Raw genomic sequence first — 16,809 nt, 5'->3', positions numbered from 1 at the left:
CTTTATATTTCCTAATTATACCATAAGAAATCTTGAAAATAAAAGCCAAACTACTGTTATTCTATGACAATAAAAAACCACAAATCCAAAGATTTGTGGTTTTAATTAATTTAAGCAACAGTTGGTTTTTCGCCATCAATGAAATAGATTTTATACCACGTTAAGAATGTGAAGATTGTCCAAATTTTACGACGTTCATCATTTTTCTCGTTGTAGTTATCATCTAATAATTCAATAATTTTAGCTTGGTCAAAGAATTCTGAAACAAAGTCTTGAGAGAAAATCTCACGAACTTGTTGGTAGAACTTCTCTGTTCTCAACCAATCTTTGATTGGAACTGGGAAACCAAGTTTTTCACGATCCGCCCACTCATCTGGCAAGTGACGATTCGCAGCTTTACGGAATGCATATTTAGTATTTTCAGCATTCAACAAGTGTTTTGTTGGAATGCGTTGCGCTAATTCCATCATACGGACATCTAATAACGGCACACGTAACTCTAATGAATGAGCCATGCTTAATTTATCAGCTTTCAATAAGATGTCTTTCGGCATCCATTGGTGTAAATCTAAGTATTGCATTTTTTTAACTTCAGATAAGTCTTTAACTTTTTTGTATTGACGATCAACGATTTCTTTTGTCGATACACTATTTTGATAATCAGCAGTTAAGAATTCATCAGCATCATTGTTTTTGAAAACTTCCGCTTGTCCAATGAAGAAATCTTCAGCTGGCGCAAGTGATGTATACAAGTGCATACTACCTTTGAAATCAGGTGCTTTTTTAATTGAGCGCGCAATTGAATAGCGAGCTGATTTAGGTAATTTTTTCAATTGTTCTGCTAAAACACGAACAGGTTTAGAACGTGTGTTAAAACCATAATTTTGGTAACCAGCAAATAATTCATCGGCACCTTCACCAGAGAAACAAATCGTCGATGTTTTAACAGCCATTTCAGCTAAGAAATAAAGCGGCACACATGAAGGGTTTGAATCTGGCTCATCTAAGTGGTATTGGATTAATGGGAAATAATCAAAGGCTTCTTCACCGGTTACAACTTTAGATGTGTTGTTTAAACCTAATTTGTCAGATAAACGTTTCGCTTCGTGAGACTCATTATAAGACTCATCACCGAAACCGATTGAATACGTATTTTCTGGACGTAATACCGCCGCTACATAACTTGAGTCTACCCCGCTTGATAAGAAAGCTCCGATATTAACCTCACCTGTTTTATGAGCTTCAACTGATTCTGATACTGCTTCTTCAATTAAATCAACAGCTTCTTCAAATGACATCTTATCTTCAGTGAATTCAGCATCCCAATATTTTTCAATCGTTAACTGACCATTTTTATACGTGTAATAATGACCTTCTGGAATACGATAAACATCTTTGAAGAATGTTTCTTCTAAAGCTGAATATTGGAATGTCATATATGGTTTTAACGCTTCTTTATTTAATTCTTTGTTGAAATCAGGGTGTTTTAAGAAACTCTTGATCTCTGAACCAAACATAAATGTTCCATTCATTTCAGCGTAATAATAAGGTTTGATACCGAAGTGGTCACGAGCACCAAATAATTCTTGAGTGTTGCGATCCCAAATGGCAAAAGCAAACATACCACGCAATTGTTTGACAATATCAACACCATATTCTTCATATCCGTGTAAGATAACTTCCGTATCAGCCGTCGTTTTAAACGTATGGCCTTTAGCAATTAAATCTTCACGTAACTCTTTATAATTGTAAATCTCACCATTAAAAATGATGACTTTACTATCATCTTCGTTAAAAATTGGTTGTGACCCACCACTTAAATCAACAATACTTAGACGACGGAAACCTAGGGCAACTTGGTCATCACAAAATTCACCAGAACTATTCGGTCCACGGTGAACGATTGTACTCATCATATCTTCAATAATCGCTGATTTATTGTCTTTAGCATTTACAAATCCAACAATTCCGCACATATAAACATCTTCCTATCTTTGTTCATTATTTTATATTAATAATAGTTTAACTATATCTTTTGGAGTATATCATATTTTATTTTCACCATCAATTAATTGACTGGATAAGAATCTCTTAAGATTCAAGAAAAAAAGACCAAAACCGGTCTTATTTTTCAAAAATTTCAAAACGATGAGCAAATTTATTTTTCTCATCAGGTTCATTTTCAGTTGTATCTATTAATGACCAACCCATTAAGTTTAAATCAGGGAAATAAGCATCGCCCTCAAATTCCGACTCGATAACCGTCCGATACAAACGGTCACATAACGGTAAAAACTGTTGGTAGACTTTAGAACCACCTGTAATAAACGTTGTGCCATCATATTTTTCAGCATAGGCTAAAACTTCATCACTGCTGTGCATCACAATGGCATTGTCAGCTACGTATGATTTATCCGATGTTAGAACAACCGTTTGACGATTTGGTAAGGCGCGTTTGCCCATACCTTCAAAAGTCGTCCGCCCCATAACTATAGTATGACCTTCTGTCGTTCTTTTGAAGAATGCTAAATCATTCGGTAAATGCCATGGCAATTTACTTTCTTTTCCAATTAAGCCATTTAAATCTTGTGCCCAAATAGCTGCTAACATAGTTTTACCTCCTTACACCGCAATCGGTGCTTTGATTGAAGGATGTGGATCATAACCTTCAACTGTAATATCTTCTACATCAAAATCAAAAACAGATGTTTTTTCCGTGTTTAAAACTAAAGTCGGGAAATTGCGAATATCTCTTTCAAGTTGCGTTTTCATTTGTTCAAAGTGATTACTATATAAATGAGCATCACCTAATGTATGAACGAAATCACCCACTTCAAGACCTGTTTCATGAGCAATCAAATGCGTTAATAAAGCATAACTAGCAATATTAAACGGCACACCTAGGAAGACATCGGCACTACGTTGATATAGTTGACAACTCAACTTACCATCTGCCACGTAAAATTGGAACATTGTATGACATGGTGGTAACGCCATTGATGGGACATCTTCAGGATTCCAAGCTGAAACTAATAAACGACGTGAGTCAGGTGTTGTTTTAATCATTTCAATAACATCTTTCAATTGGTCAATCGTTTCACCAGTGCTTGTGCGCCAGTTGCGCCATTGTGAGCCGTAAATATTTCCTAGCTCCCCATATTTAGCAGCAAATTCTTCATTTTCAAGGATGTTATCACAGAATTTTTTTAGTTCAACTTGATAAACATCATTAAATTCAGGGTCTGTTACTGCACGACGACCAAAATCTGTCATATCAGGACCTGTATAATCAGTGCTTTTTACATAACGTTCAAAAGCCCACTCATCCCAGATGTGATTGTTGTGTTGTAGTAGATAACGAATATTAGTGTCACCTTTTAAGAACCATAGTAATTCGCTTTTAATTAAACCGAACGGCACACGTTTGGTTGTTAATAACGGAAATCCTTTACTTAAATCAAAACGCATTTGATGACCAAATATACTTTGAGTCCCCGTTCCGGTACGATCGGTCTTAACAGCACCTGTTGCTAAAATCTTTTCTCCAAGTTCTAAATAACTTTTTTCCATTCTATTCACCATCCACTTGTCATATTTTATGCAAACTCACTTAAGTATTCCCAACGAGAAAGTTTATTTTCTAGGTCTTGTTCACAAGATTCAATTTCTTTTTGCAAATCTTGTAATTTTGTAAAATCACTACCTTGATGATTCATATCTTCTGTCAATGTTTCAATTTTATTTTCTAACTCTTCAATTTCACTTTCAATGCTATCCCATTCTCTTTTTTCATGATAGGACAACTTTGTTTTTTCTTTAGGAGTATCTTCAATAACTTCCGTAATAGCTTTCGGTTGTTCTATTACCATTTCTTTTTCTTTGTTGAACTCTAAGTACTCTGACATATTGCCGTAAAAATTCGTTACTTCGCCTTCACCTTGGAAAACCAATAGCTTTTGTGCAACTTTATCTAAAAAGTACCGGTCATGACTGACAGCAATGACCGCCCCGTTAAACTGACTAATGTAATCTTCCAAAACAGTTAAAGTATCGATATCTAAATCATTAGTTGGTTCATCTAAAAGCAATACATTGGGCTGTGCAATTAATAGTTTTAACAAGAATAAACGTCTTTTTTCACCACCGGATAACTTACCAATAATTGTTCCGTGGCTTGACCGCGGAAACAAGAAACGCTCTAGCATATCAGCAATACTGGCACTAGAACCATCAGCTTGTTTGACTTCCTCAGCTACCTCTTGTAAATATTGAATCATTCGTTTATTCGGATCCATATCTTCATTTTCTTGCGTATAATAAGCTAAATTGACAGTTTCACCAATTTCGTATAAGCCATTATCCAATGGTGTACGACCTGCTAAGATATTTAATAATGTTGATTTCCCAGCACCATTTTTTCCGGTAATGCCAATTCGATCGCTACCTTGCACAAGTAAATCGAAATCTTTAATAATCACTTTTTCATCAGCAATGGTATAATCACCATTTTTTATTTCTAAAACTTTTTTACCTAGTCGTTGACTGCCTAACGACATGTCAACAGAGCCGTCTTCTTTGACTTGTTTTAGGTTATCTTTCAAGTCGTGGAATCGCTCTTTACGCGCTTCTTGCTTTGTCCCACGCGCTTTAACTCCTGCCCGCATCCATGCTAGTTCTTGTCTATACAGCTGATGACGTTTGTGTTCTTGAGCACGTGCCACTTCTTCTCTTTCAGCTTTGGCTTCTAAATAAGACTGATAATTACCTTTGTATTCATGTAAATTACCAAATGATAATTCAAAAATCCGGTTAGTCACACGGTCTAAGAAATAACGATCGTGAGTTACCAAGACTAAAGAACCGTGGTAGTGTGCTAAATAAGACTCTAACCATTCAATTGCTTGATAGTCTAAATGGTTAGTTGGTTCATCTAGTAGTAATAAGTCAGGCTCTTGAATCAAAATCTGAGCTAATCCCACACGTTTTTTCTGTCCACCAGATAATGAACCGATTGTTTGATGCAAGTCACTGATTCCTAATTGCATTAAAATTGTTTTAGCGTTGGTGTCAGCTGTCCAAGCATCTTCTTTGTTCATCCACTCTTCTGCTTTAGCATAAGCCGCTTGGAACTCAGTTGAGCTGCCATCTGTCGCTAAATTGAATAAAGCCATTTCATAATTTCTAACAGCTCTTAATAAAGGAGAATCGCCTTGGAAAACAGCTTCCGCAACTGTTAATTCTGCCGAGAATTCCGTAGCCTGTGATAAATAACCAACGTGATAATCTTGAGGACGTTTAAATACGCCTTCGTCACCACCGTCTTGATCAGCCAAAATATTTAATAAACTTGTTTTACCCGTTCCGTTAACACCGATCAAACCAATTTTATCACCTGTTCTAACAGTAAAAGAAAGTTGATTAAACAAGGTTTTCTCACCATATGTTTTTGTTAAATCCGTCACTCTAAGTTCCTTCATTTTCCAATCAACCTTTCTAATTTAGTTAATTAATTTTAACAGAAATAGACACCTCTAGCAAATTTAGAAATTACTCTGACTATTTTAAAACAAACAAAAAAAGCCTGAATTATCAGGCTTTTTTATTAGAATTTATCTGAATAAATATCTGTTACCGTCTTAGTCGGATCAATCACGATATATAATTTACCTTCAGCAGAAATCTTCGTGCTTTGGTATAAGTTATCTAGTCCTTCTTGTCCTGGTGTTGCTTTATCTTTGTATGGGAAATAAATTAAATCTTCTTCACCGTTATCAAAGATGATGACCATTTTTTCAATATCTTGATATTTAAGCGCACGTTCGAACATGCCTAGTTCTAAACCACCTAAGTTAATGTCGTCCGTTTGCACATGGTCCGCTTCTTCATGGATTTCAATCTTGAACGCTTCGCAAGGGTTAATTTTTTCAAACTCGCCACCATTGATACGGCCAAAACTTGTTGTGATTTGTTTAATCCATAAATCACCAATATTTTCTTTTTTGATTGTCCATGTTTCTTTATTTCTAAAATAAAATCTGAATCCAGTCATTTCTTTTGCCATCGTGAATCACTCCTTTATTTTGTTTACAAGTTCAGTATATCACAAAGTCAAAAGAAGTAAATAGAAATTTGATAATTTTTTCACAAAGATTTTATTTTAAATTGATTTTCGATAAAAAACGCTCTACATCAACAATTGCACGCTTGTGTGTCCCAGTTGCAATGACGTTTTCTGAAACAACAGCTTCAAATGAAAACTCGACTATACTTTTAGTTTGTTCAATTGATAAAACATTGACCACTACGGTTTCATTGATAGTTGAAGCTTTCAAATGGGCTAATTGAATATCTACGCCAACTGTTGCTTGACCTTCTTCTAATCTACCTGCCACAGAATCTTGACAGGCATTTTCAACAAAGGCGATGACTGCTGGTGTTGCAAGGACAGCCAGTGTACCTGATCCCATATTTTCTGCAGTGTGTTTTTCTTCAGGTTTGTATTTTTTTTGGAACGTCATAAAATGCCTCCTATTGATTATGATTTATAATAAACTCAACAATACTATCTTTATCATTTTTTAATTGACCAATTAAAACTTCACGTTGAATAGCAGATAGATTTTTCCCAACCCAAGGACCAGCCGGCTTTTTCAGTGCTTGAATCAAATACTGCCCATCTACATCTAAGTCTTGAATTGATTTAATTGGTAGGTTCTTGTACAGTTCAACAACGGAATTTACATCGTACTCTTGATTCAAATACATTAAACTTTCCTCTATTAACAAGGCGTCATCTAAACCAATTTGATACAACATTTCATTTGACCAAGAAGCAGCCTCTCTGTATAACAAACCAACAAGTAAATTTTGAACTGATTTTATTAGATTATTCGACAGCTTCCACTGTTTTAACCAAGGTTTAACTTCTGATTTTGATAACCCTAACGAATAAACTAAGAATAACCAAGCTTGTTTTTCTTGTTGAAAAGCAACTTCTGGTAATTGGATTAATTTTTCAAGGTCAGCTGACCTTTCTTTTAAACCTGGACAATACTGATATGCTTCACTCTTTACAAATGATTCAATTCCAGATTTCCTTCCTTTTGATAGAAGTAATTTACTAAATTCAATTTGTATTCGTTCAATCGAGATTTTTTCTAATAAAGGCGCAGCTTCTTTAATTGCTTTAAATGTTTGCTCTTCTATTGAAAATCCTAATTGACCGGCGAATCGCAACCCGCGCATCACTCTTAAGGCGTCTTCGTTAAACCTTTCAATTGGCACTCCGACCGCTCGAATAACTCGGTTTTCTAGGTCAGTCATACCATCAAATAAATCCACAACTTCACCGGTTTGATTCATTGCGAAAGCATTAATGGTGAAATCTCGCCGTTTTAAATCCTCATCAAGACTCCTAACGAAAGTTACTTGGTCTGGTCGCCTAAAATCCTGATAAGTTGACTCAGTTCTGAATGTCGTGATCTCATATTGACCATCATTAACAAGAGCTAAAACTGTGCCGTGTTCTATTCCCACATCAATCGTTTTAGGAAATATTTTCTTAACCTCTTCTGGATAAGCGCTTGTGGCAATATCAACATCATGAATAGGTTTATTTAACAAGACATCACGAACGCTACCACCGACAAAATAAGCCTCGAAACCTTCTGCTTCTAAAGCTTGTAAGACGGGTAAAGCATTTAAAAATTCGACTGGTAGATTATTGATTATCATCTATTTGACTCTTTTCCTTTATTTTTTGCTTTTGTAGTTGTTGAGTTAGTGCTCTAAACGTTTTCTGATCACCCGCATCTAAGGCTCGGTCAATCTGCTCTAGTAATTGTTTCTCATTCGCAAAATCAGTTATTTCTTTGACTGATGTTTCAATTAGTTGTTCTAACTGCTGGCTTAACTGCTTGTTCCAAGCATCAAATGGATTATCTTCTAAAACACTTAGGTACAAATCATTTTCCCAACTTTTATCAAAAATAACTTCTACATAAAGAGTTTCTTTCCAATTTAAGCGAATCTCATGAAAGATTTTTTCATGATCAGTTATTGTTTTTTTATTCAAAACTAATGAAAAACAATTATCGGGCTGACTACTTTGAATGATTGTCATGCCACGTGGTGTTTTATCAGCCTTTTCAACAAATTTAACATTTTCCAGAATAGTTGGATGGTCTTTCAAATAGGTTAATAGCCAGTAAGCTTCACGTCTGGTAAAAATACTATGGGTAATAACCCAATCGAGAAAAGCCACTTTTTCGTTTGTTTTAACCATCCAATCCCTCCTACCTTAATCTTCTAATAAATCTAAAACTTCTAAATCATTAGGCTCCATTGTCAAGTATTCTTTAAATAAGACATTCGCTTTTTCCGACTGTCCTTCTTCACGAAGGAATAAGCCATAGTCCTTCAAGAAATCTGGGTCATCTTTTAGTGTTGGGTATGCTTCTTCATAATACTTCCCTGCTTCTGCATATTTTTCCAAACCATTATGTGCTTGTGCTAACGTCCAATAAACTTGCCCTTGGCTACTATTAGCTAATTCGGATAATGTTTCAATTGATTCCTCAAAACGTTCATCAACAAGCAACAAGTTCGCTAGCTTAATCAATGAAATTTCTTTATCTTCTTCTAAAGTAATCGCTTTTCTTAAATACTCTTCCGCATCAGGAATTTTACCTAGCCTAAAAGCATTATCCGATGCCAGGTGATACAAGTCTAGCGAGTATGGGTTTTGCGTTAGGCCTTCTGCAATCACCGCCTCTGCTTCTGGGTTGCGATCTTCATCTAATAGACAACTTGCTAATGGCAAGTAGACTCCTTCATAACTTGGATTTAAAGTTTTTAATTGTTCTAATAGTTGAATCGCTTTTTCGTTTTCTTTTAATTGAATATAAGTAATCGCTAATTGGAATAAACGATGATCTGTTTGTTCTTCAGTATTCGCTTTCTCCAAATACGGTAACGCCTCTTCAAACTCACCTAACATACTTAATGCTGAACCAATACGGTCATCAACACTAACGCCTTCCGGTAATTCAGATTGGTTTAATTTTAAATATAGATCGGCAGCTTCTTGGAAACGATCCATCGTGAAATAAAGTTCTGCTAAGGCTAAATCTAAAACAGGTTCTTCCGGCAAGATTTGTTTTGCTTCTTTAATTTTTTTCTCACTAACTTCTGGAACACCAAGAACCTGATACAAGTCAGCTAACACTAACAAACTTTCAACGTAATAATTATCATCTTTTGGAATAGCTTGTAAATAACCAAATGCTTCATCTGTTTGATCATTTTCGATTGCGATTTCTGCTAATGAAATAAGCAGGCTACCTTCATTTGGGAATGATTCTAATAATTTTTCAAAAATAGTTTGTGCTTCTTCTAAAAATCCCGCTCCCATTAATTGGCCACCTAAGGCCATTAACATATCTGGTTGATCCTCTTTTAAAGCGGCTTCAAATTCTAATTGCGCTTCAACTAAATCGCCGGCTGATAACGCTTCTAACATCAATTCACTGTGTGTCATGTTTTCTATCCCCTTTTCTAAAACTACTCTTCTCAAAATTTCGTTACCGTTCTTTTCAGAACAAAAGTTTTATCATAATTCTTATTCTAGTATACGTGAAATAGCAGCTAAAAGCACTAAAAAAAGACTATCGAGAAACTCTCGATAGTCTTTTCACTGTCAATTATTTAACAGCATCTTTCAAGGCTTTACCTGGTTTGAATGCAGGTACTTTGCTTGCAGGAATGCTAATTTCTTTACCAGTTTGTGGGTTACGTCCTTTGCGGGCCGCGCGATCGCGAACTTCAAAGTTACCAAAACCGATTAATTGAACTTTCTCACCATCAGCAAGTAAATCTTGGATTGTTGAGAATACTGCATCAACTGCAGTAGTAGCATCTTTTTTAGTTAAGTCAGCTTTAGCTGCAACTTTTTCGATTAATTCTGCTTTGTTTGCCATTGTATAATTTCACCTCCTGTTTAACAGGTGTTTTTTAAACACCTCAGATAATCGTTTTTAAAAACGATTTCGAACTATTGAGGACATCAATATTTCATAACAAAATATATCATAGGAAACCTTTTATATCAAGGATAAACCTATTTTCTATAGTTTTTTTATCATTTTTTTAGATTTGATTAAAAAACATTGCAGAATAATATTTGATGTGATAGAATGCCTAACCTTACGCTATTTACGACGTCTAGCGATGATGTGAATTGGCGTTCCTTCAAAAGTAAAGGCTTTTCTGATTTGATTTTCTAAGAAACGGGCGTATGAAAAATGCATTAGTTCTTCTTCATTTACAAAAACAACAAATGCTGGCGGTTTAACCGCCACTTGTGTTGCATAAAAGATTTTTAGACGTTTCCCTTTATCCGTTGGTGTCGGATTAATCGCTACAGCATCCATAATAACATCATTTAACAATGATGACGGAATACGTAAGTTTTGGTTCATACTTACTTTTTCGATCATTTCAGGTAACTGGTTTAAACGTTGTTTTGTTTTAGCTGACACAAAAATAATTGGTGCGTAGTCTAAATACTTGAACTCTTTACGAATCTCTTCTTCAAATTCTTTCATTGTATTTGTTTCTTTTTCGATGGCATCCCATTTATTAACAACAATAACCATCCCTTTACCTGCTTCATGAGCAAAGCCGGCAATACGTTTATCATATTCACGGATGCCTTCTTCAGCGTTGATAACCATTAGGACAACATCCGAACGATCAATCGCACGCATCGCACGCATCACACTATATTTTTCAGTTGTTTCATAAACTTTACCACGTTTACGCATACCAGCAGTATCAATCATAATAAATGGCTGACCAGTATCTGATGTAAACTCAGTATCGATAGCATCACGTGTTGTACCAGCAACATTAGAAACGATAACACGGTCTTCGCCAAGCATCGCATTGATGATTGATGACTTACCAACATTTGGGCGTCCGATTAAACTGAAACGGATAATACCATCGTCTTCTTCTTCAACTTCTGTTTTAAAATGCTTGACTGCTTCATCTAAAACATCACCTAAACCAATACCATGGCTTCCTGATACTGGGTATGGATCGCCTAAACCTAATGAATAAAACTCAAAAATATCATTACGCATTTCTGGATTATCCACTTTATTGACTGCTAAAAGAACAGGTTTACCAGATTTATAAAGCATTCTTGCAACCATTTCATCGGCATCTGTGACACCTTCGCGTCCGCTAGTTAAAAGAATAATAACATCGGCTTCAGAGATAGCTATTTCCGCTTGATATTTTATTTGATCCATAAATGGCTCGTCACTTAAATCGATTCCACCTGTATCAATAATACTAAATTCACGCCCTAACCATTCACCTGTTGCATATAAACGGTCACGAGTAACACCAGGAGTATCTTCTACGATCGAAATACGTTCTCCTGCAATTCTATTAAATATTGTCGATTTACCGACATTCGGTCGGCCGACAATTGCTATTGTTGGATTTGCCATGTGACAATCCCTCCTTCTTAATTCAAAAGCTCTTTAGTAGTTTACCTTATACGGCTCTCTCTTACAAGTTAATCGGCGATAAATCGCTAGCCAAACAAATAAAAACAAGCCTAGCTTATTGCTAGACTTGTTAGATAGGTCTTATTCTTCTGTTGATTCAACTGAATCTACTACGATATCACCTAAAGTGAAACCAGAAACTGCTTCTGGCATTTCGAAATCTTCTTCCACTTCTTCCACTTGACCTTCTTCAACAGGTTTTTCTTCCAAAGCTTTAATACTTAGAGCAATACGACGATCTGCCGGACTGACTTCAAGTATTTTCACTTGGATTTCTTCCCCTTCTTTCAACACTTCATGAGGTGTTACAACATGTTGATGAGAAATTTGAGAAATATGAACTAACCCTTCAACTCCTGGTGCAATCTCAACAAAGGCACCAAAACTTGTTAAGCGTTTGATTTTCCCAGTTACAACATCACCTTCAGAAAACGTTTCTGAAACCTTTTCCCAAGGTCCTGCAACTGTTTCTTTAATTGATAATGAAATACGTTCTTTCGCTGTATCAATAGACAAAATTTTAGCTTCGACTTCTTGTCCGACTTCTAAAACATCTTCCGCTTTAGAGACGTGAGCATGAGAAATTTCAGAAATATGAACTAACCCATCAACTCCGCCTAAATCAATAAACGCACCAAAGTTCGTCAAACGTGCTACTTTTCCTTTAACGATATCACCGGCAACAAGTTTTTCCATTAACTCAGCTTTTTTAGCTGCTTGGTCTTTCGCCAGAATATCTTTACGAGATAAGATTAAACGATTTTCAGATGGTTCGATTTCTTTTACAACAAACTCTAAGGTTTGTCCTTTATAAATAGAAAAATCAGAAACAAAATTCACATCAATCATTGAGGCTGGTACAAAACCGCGAACACCAAGGTCAACAACTAATCCGCCTTTAACAGCATCAGTTACTGTTCCTTCAACTGTTTTACCAGCTTCGAAGTCAGCTTCAACCTGTTCCCAAATTTTCTTAGCTTCTAATCTACGTTTTGATAACAAATAGCTGCCGTTTTCTTTATCTTTGCCAATTGAAGTAATGACAACTAGATCAAGAATTTCACCAACTTTTACTAATGACGAAATATCATCAGTTGGGAAAGCAGATAATTCTTTAACGGGAATCACACCTTCAACACCCGTACCTAAGATACTTACAATTGCTTGTTTATCCTCAAGGACTAAAACTTCACCTTGAACTAAATCACCAACATTTACCTCTTGAACGCTTTCAAGTGCATTTAACATTTCAGCATTTTCTTGTGCTGTCAAATCTAAATTGTTTTCTGTCATGACCAATGGCCTCCTTAACAAATAAATTATTTCAATTTTCATTGTATATTAAAAATCGGAGGATTTCTAGTAAATCACTCCGATTTTTTCATTCAATAACTAAGCATTAACAACATTTTCAATGGCATTGACAACATCTTCAATACTCATTCCGGTCGTATCAATTTTAACCGCATCATCAGCTTGAACTAATGGTGAAATTTCACGTGTCGTGTCCTTAAAATCTCTTTCTTCAATTTCTTTTTTTAATGTTTCAAAATCAGTCATGATTCCTTTACTGATATTTTCTTGGTAACGACGTTCTGCACGTTCTTCAACGCTAGCAACTAAAAATATTTTAACTTCGGCATTTGGCAAGACTGCTGTGCCGATATCGCGCCCATCCATTACGATGCCACCATGTTTACCGTACTCTTGTTGACGCTTAACTAAATCAACCCGCACTGCTTCTTGCGCGGCAATTTGAGAGACGTTATTTGTTACCTCAGGTTGTCTAACCGCTTCTGTAACATCAGCCCCATTCAGGAAGACCAATTGACCATTTTTACCTTGTTCAAACCCAATTTCGATTGACGGTAATAACGCTGCTACTTCATCAGCCTTCTCAGGTGAAATACCGTTGTTCAAAACAGCTAAAGTAACGGCTCTGTACATGGCTCCTGTATCAAGGTAAATATAACACATTTTTTTTGCTAAAATTTTTGCAACAGTACTTTTACCAGCTGAAGCTGGTCCATCAATTGCAATGCTTATTTTATTCATAATTAACTCCCTTTATCATTCATTTCTTTTATTAATTATACGCTAAGCTAAAAAAAAAAGAAAGTTACCTACTGGCAACTTCCTTTTAAAGCATGACTATTTAACTCGGATAACTTGTCCGATTTGTAAACCTGTTGGGTCCACATCTGGATTTAACGCAAGTAATTCATCAGCTGTTAAACCGAATGCTGGTCCTACGGTATCGAATTGATCACCAGGCTGGATTGTATATGTTTCTTCAGCTGGTTTTTCATCTTCTTTTTTATCTTCAGTAGGTTTTTCTGTCTCAGGTTTTGTTTCAGCTTCTGTTTTTTCAGTTTCAGCTTTTTCTTTTTCGGCTTTTTCTTTCTCAGCCTTTTCTTTAGCAGCTTTATCTTCATCTTCTTTTTTCGCAGTTGTTTCTGTGATTTCGATTGGTGAAGTTTTTTCTTCTAAAGGTTTTTTGCCTTGATTAAACATGAAAATCAACAGTGCTGCAATCGCTAATAATAATAATACTAGAATTGTGATAAAGGCACTATCACCTTTCTTTTTACTACGTTGTTCTGAACGGGAAGCAGGTACTGCTGTCTCGTTATTTTCATCATAAATCGGTTGTTCCCAAGGTTCTTTTTTATCTGTCACGTGAAGCCCTCCTATTATTATATAGCCAATATAGACCTACTATTCATATTAAGCATATCCGAATCGATTGCAAAAGTATAGTAATCACTTTATATTAAATAAATTCTTTAACTTTTGCTCCCACTGTAAACTTTGATCGTCTTCGTCAAAGTTTTTATCGGAACTCTTATCTAACATTTTATCACAAAACCCACAATTGTCGCAACAATTCTCTTGTTTCAACTGTTTTTTTTCTTGGAAGTGTCTAAGTAAAAAAGATCGTCGACATTCTTTTGTATGCAAATACGTTAAAATGTTCATTAGCGCCAATTTCTTCTCTTCCAATTTTCGTTCTAATTGCGACGTTAATTCTGCTTGACTGAATAATTTTGCAACAATACTCTCCTGCCATTTTAAATATAATTCTAACTCTTCATCATATGATAACTTTGTAATATCCGGGTATATTTTTAAATGTTCAATAGCTTCAGATAATTCTTGTGTTTGAAAGGCATATAATCGTTCATCACCTGGTTGGTAAAGGATAACTGAAAAGCTTTGCTTACCATCACGACCTGCTCGACCAGACTCTTGGGCATACGCTTCTAAACTGCTTGGTAAATGATAGTGAACAACATAGCGAATATTTTTTTTGTTCACTCCCATGCCAAAGGCTGACGTTGCGCATAAAACATCTAACTCATCCTTGAGAAACTGTTGTTGAATCAAACTCCGTTCTTGAGCAGTTTGACCACCGTGATAATAGCTTACTCGCATCCCTGTCTTTTCTGACAATTCTTGGGCGACTCTTTCTGCTTCTTTTTTACTTGAAAAATAAATAATCCCAGGTCCGATATGGTAATCGATTAACTCAACAAGATAGTTAATTTTATTAACTGGCTCTTCAACTAAATAAGCGATATTTTTTCTGTTGACGGATTCACGGATAATCGCTATTTCACCATTGTCAAACAACTTATTTTCAATATCTTTTGTAATCTCATCATTGGCTGTCGCAGTCAATGCTAAAATCTTTACTGGTTTTATTTTTCGAACCGCCACATTTAATTGCTCATATTCTGGTCTAAAATCAATTCCCCATTGTGAGATACAGTGCGCTTCGTCCACAACTAATAAAGAGAGATTAATCGCCTGTAACTTTTTAATAACGTCATCCTTGTTCAAGGCTTCTGGACTAATGAAAATAAATTTATATGACGCTAGATTGTTTAATACCCATTTCTTTTCCACGATTGATAACTGACTGTTATATGCTACCACACGTTTTTCACCTTGTTGACGTAATTGCATCACCTGATCTTCCATCAAAGAAATTAGCGGAGACACTATTAATGTGAGACCTGAGAATAAATAACTTGGAAGTTGATACGTTAAACTTTTCCCGCTAGCTGTTGGTAAAATTGCTAAAGTATTTTTCGATTCAAGAACACTTAGAATAGTTTCTTCTTGGCCTGGTCGGAAGGTTTGATGACCAAAGCGCTCATTCAGCATTTTTTTATGCATACTATTTTTCCTCCCGTAACAGTTCAATTTGATAGATTCTAAATGATAAAAACGAAACGATCGGCTCTGTTTCTATGACATCACCATAACGCCATACTTTGAAATCGCTGTTTAAAGAGCGATATGCGTCTAGTTTTTCTCTTTCTTGTTTAGGGATTAGTTCAAAACTAGGAAGCGTATCAGACAAGATTAACCCTTCAATTATATGATCAACAACTGTACTTCTTTTCAATTGCCGACGTAACATAATCTCTGTCACTGATAGCCCTTTCTCATACATGCGATAACTTTCTGAGGCACTGTGATTGCCCGAAGAATCATGAGTTAATTTGAACAAACTAACAAACAACGGAAATGATTGTTTAGCCATCAAGATGGTCGTTATCATTTGATGCATCAAATTAGTTTTGGCTAAATACTGTTTTAACGGTCTGTTAGAAAGATCTTTACGAACTTGGTTATATGTCTTACCAATTTGGTTATGGCCTGTTAACAACGCTATTGTCCCCTCAGGTAAACCAGGTAACAACTCAACCCACTCTTGATAAAGTTGTCGATTAATTTCCGGGTAATTGACTATTTTAGTTTGTAACCAAAGTTTAGTGCGATGCTGTTTGAAACTATTTAATTCCACCGGTAAATACTCTTTTTCATGGTAACTAAGTTCAGAAATCACCTGAGTCGTAAATAGCAGTTGATCAAAAAACTCTTGAGCGGTATTGCAAAAAGTAACACCATTTAAAGCTGTCACTTCAAATTCTTTCTCTGTTTTCAAGCGTGAACCTGCAGCAGTGATAACCGCGACATTATCAGTAATCAGCATTAAATAATCCTTTGAAACTAATGCGTTCACCGCTGCCTGATACTGCTTAGTTGTTAGTTTAGGAAATAACCCAAAATGCTTTAATAAGCCGTTTAAATAACCAAACATCAATACTGAACTAGTTCGCTTACCTTTTAATAACTGAAATAAACTGGTGACTCTTAACTTGTCACCAGCAGTAAATAAGGATAGTATATAAGTATTCAATTCGTTCAATGCAAACAC

16 protein-coding genes are annotated in these 16,809 nt (G+C 35.6%); all 16 read right to left on the bottom strand.

The genetic code is table 11. From position 1 onward, the window contains the following. Positions 1-110 precede the first annotated feature (110 nt). The 16 genes from asnB to G7081_RS05675 all read right to left on the bottom strand — a co-directional run bounded on the left by asnB (position 111) and on the right by G7081_RS05675 (position 16,800). Positions 111-1,976: an asparagine synthase (glutamine-hydrolyzing) gene (gene asnB / locus G7081_RS05750; protein ID WP_166008003.1), complete on the bottom strand. Its 1,866-nt coding sequence runs from the start codon at positions 1,974-1,976 to the stop codon at positions 111-113. A gap of 148 nt (positions 1,977-2,124) precedes the next feature. After that, positions 2,125-2,610 (bottom strand): dihydrofolate reductase, encoded by a 486-nt coding sequence (locus G7081_RS05745; RefSeq protein WP_166008002.1) that lies wholly within the window; start codon positions 2,608-2,610, stop codon positions 2,125-2,127. Between the two features lie 12 nt (positions 2,611-2,622). Then, on the bottom strand, positions 2,623-3,570 hold the full coding sequence (locus G7081_RS05740; protein WP_166008398.1) for a thymidylate synthase: 948 nt from the start codon (positions 3,568-3,570) through the stop codon (positions 2,623-2,625). Between the two features lie 26 nt (positions 3,571-3,596). Beyond that, positions 3,597-5,477, bottom strand: coding sequence for an ABC-F family ATP-binding cassette domain-containing protein (locus G7081_RS05735; protein WP_166008001.1), 1,881 nt, complete (start codon positions 5,475-5,477; stop codon positions 3,597-3,599). Positions 5,478-5,602: 125 nt separating this feature from the next. Beyond that, entirely contained in the window at positions 5,603-6,061 is a 459-nt protein-coding gene (locus tag G7081_RS05730) for a hypothetical protein (protein ID WP_166008000.1), read from the bottom strand. Between the two features lie 91 nt (positions 6,062-6,152). Then, the gene (locus tag G7081_RS05725) at positions 6,153-6,518 is read right to left on the bottom strand and encodes a thioesterase family protein (protein WP_166007999.1); all 366 of its coding nucleotides are present in this window, start codon (positions 6,516-6,518) and stop codon (positions 6,153-6,155) included. A gap of 10 nt (positions 6,519-6,528) precedes the next feature. Beyond that, the gene (locus G7081_RS05720) at positions 6,529-7,734 is read right to left on the bottom strand and encodes a CCA tRNA nucleotidyltransferase (RefSeq protein ID WP_166007998.1); all 1,206 of its coding nucleotides are present in this window, start codon (positions 7,732-7,734) and stop codon (positions 6,529-6,531) included. Further along, on the bottom strand, positions 7,721-8,284 hold the full coding sequence (locus G7081_RS05715; RefSeq protein ID WP_166007997.1) for a YpiB family protein: 564 nt from the start codon (positions 8,282-8,284) through the stop codon (positions 7,721-7,723). Before G7081_RS05715 ends, G7081_RS05720 begins: the two co-directional genes overlap by 14 nt. Before the next feature lie 15 nt (positions 8,285-8,299). After that, positions 8,300-9,538, bottom strand: coding sequence for a tetratricopeptide repeat protein (locus G7081_RS05710; protein WP_166007996.1), 1,239 nt, complete (start codon positions 9,536-9,538; stop codon positions 8,300-8,302). A 163-nt stretch (positions 9,539-9,701) separates the two neighbouring features. Next, entirely contained in the window at positions 9,702-9,977 is a 276-nt protein-coding gene (locus tag G7081_RS05705) for an HU family DNA-binding protein (RefSeq protein ID WP_166007995.1), read from the bottom strand. 231 nt (positions 9,978-10,208) lie between these two features. Further along, a complete protein-coding gene (der, locus tag G7081_RS05700) occupies positions 10,209-11,519 on the bottom strand; it encodes a ribosome biogenesis GTPase Der (RefSeq protein ID WP_166007994.1) in 1,311 nt (436 codons plus the stop codon). 141 nt (positions 11,520-11,660) lie between these two features. After that, positions 11,661-12,872: a 30S ribosomal protein S1 gene (rpsA, locus tag G7081_RS05695; RefSeq protein ID WP_166007993.1), complete on the bottom strand. Its 1,212-nt coding sequence runs from the start codon at positions 12,870-12,872 to the stop codon at positions 11,661-11,663. A 99-nt stretch (positions 12,873-12,971) separates the two neighbouring features. Further along, the gene (cmk, locus tag G7081_RS05690) at positions 12,972-13,634 is read right to left on the bottom strand and encodes a (d)CMP kinase (RefSeq protein ID WP_166007992.1); all 663 of its coding nucleotides are present in this window, start codon (positions 13,632-13,634) and stop codon (positions 12,972-12,974) included. 96 nt (positions 13,635-13,730) lie between these two features. After that, positions 13,731-14,258 (bottom strand): SAG1386/EF1546 family surface-associated protein, encoded by a 528-nt coding sequence (locus G7081_RS05685; RefSeq protein ID WP_166007991.1) that lies wholly within the window; start codon positions 14,256-14,258, stop codon positions 13,731-13,733. A gap of 84 nt (positions 14,259-14,342) precedes the next feature. Continuing rightward, positions 14,343-15,761 carry a RecQ family ATP-dependent DNA helicase gene (locus tag G7081_RS05680; protein ID WP_166007990.1) on the bottom strand — a complete coding sequence of 473 codons (1,419 nt, stop codon included), beginning with the start codon at positions 15,759-15,761 and terminating at the stop codon, positions 14,343-14,345. A gap of 1 nt (position 15,762) precedes the next feature. Next, positions 15,763-16,800, bottom strand: a complete 1,038-nt coding sequence (locus tag G7081_RS05675; protein WP_166007989.1) for a helix-turn-helix domain-containing protein — start codon at positions 16,798-16,800, stop codon at positions 15,763-15,765. Positions 16,801-16,809 lie beyond the last annotated feature (9 nt).

This window comes from Vagococcus coleopterorum, assembly GCF_011303955.1.
In the GTDB taxonomy this organism is placed as follows: Bacteria; Bacillota; Bacilli; order Lactobacillales; family Vagococcaceae; genus Vagococcus_D; species Vagococcus_D coleopterorum.
This window is presented reverse-complemented; position numbering and strand designations above follow the sequence as displayed.

Bases quoted from the DNA above. Each gene is read 5' to 3' on its own strand.
- asnB (WP_166008003.1), bottom strand. From the start codon at position 1,976: ATGTGCGGAATTGTTGGATTTGTAAATGCTAAAGACAATAAATCAGCG.
- G7081_RS05745 (WP_166008002.1), bottom strand. From the start codon at position 2,610: ATGTTAGCAGCTATTTGGGCACAAGATTTAAATGGCTTAATTGGAAAA.
- G7081_RS05740 (WP_166008398.1), bottom strand. From the start codon at position 3,570: ATGGAAAAAAGTTATTTAGAACTTGGAGAAAAGATTTTAGCAACAGGT.
- G7081_RS05735 (WP_166008001.1), bottom strand. From the start codon at position 5,477: ATGAAGGAACTTAGAGTGACGGATTTAACAAAAACATATGGTGAGAAA.
- G7081_RS05730 (WP_166008000.1), bottom strand. From the start codon at position 6,061: ATGGCAAAAGAAATGACTGGATTCAGATTTTATTTTAGAAATAAAGAA.
- G7081_RS05725 (WP_166007999.1), bottom strand. From the start codon at position 6,518: ATGACGTTCCAAAAAAAATACAAACCTGAAGAAAAACACACTGCAGAA.
- G7081_RS05720 (WP_166007998.1), bottom strand. From the start codon at position 7,734: ATGATAATCAATAATCTACCAGTCGAATTTTTAAATGCTTTACCCGTC.
- G7081_RS05715 (WP_166007997.1), bottom strand. From the start codon at position 8,284: ATGGTTAAAACAAACGAAAAAGTGGCTTTTCTCGATTGGGTTATTACC.
- G7081_RS05710 (WP_166007996.1), bottom strand. From the start codon at position 9,538: ATGACACACAGTGAATTGATGTTAGAAGCGTTATCAGCCGGCGATTTA.
- G7081_RS05705 (WP_166007995.1), bottom strand. From the start codon at position 9,977: ATGGCAAACAAAGCAGAATTAATCGAAAAAGTTGCAGCTAAAGCTGAC.
- der (WP_166007994.1), bottom strand. From the start codon at position 11,519: ATGGCAAATCCAACAATAGCAATTGTCGGCCGACCGAATGTCGGTAAA.
- rpsA (WP_166007993.1), bottom strand. From the start codon at position 12,872: ATGACAGAAAACAATTTAGATTTGACAGCACAAGAAAATGCTGAAATG.
- cmk (WP_166007992.1), bottom strand. From the start codon at position 13,634: ATGAATAAAATAAGCATTGCAATTGATGGACCAGCTTCAGCTGGTAAA.
- G7081_RS05680 (WP_166007990.1), bottom strand. From the start codon at position 15,761: ATGCATAAAAAAATGCTGAATGAGCGCTTTGGTCATCAAACCTTCCGA.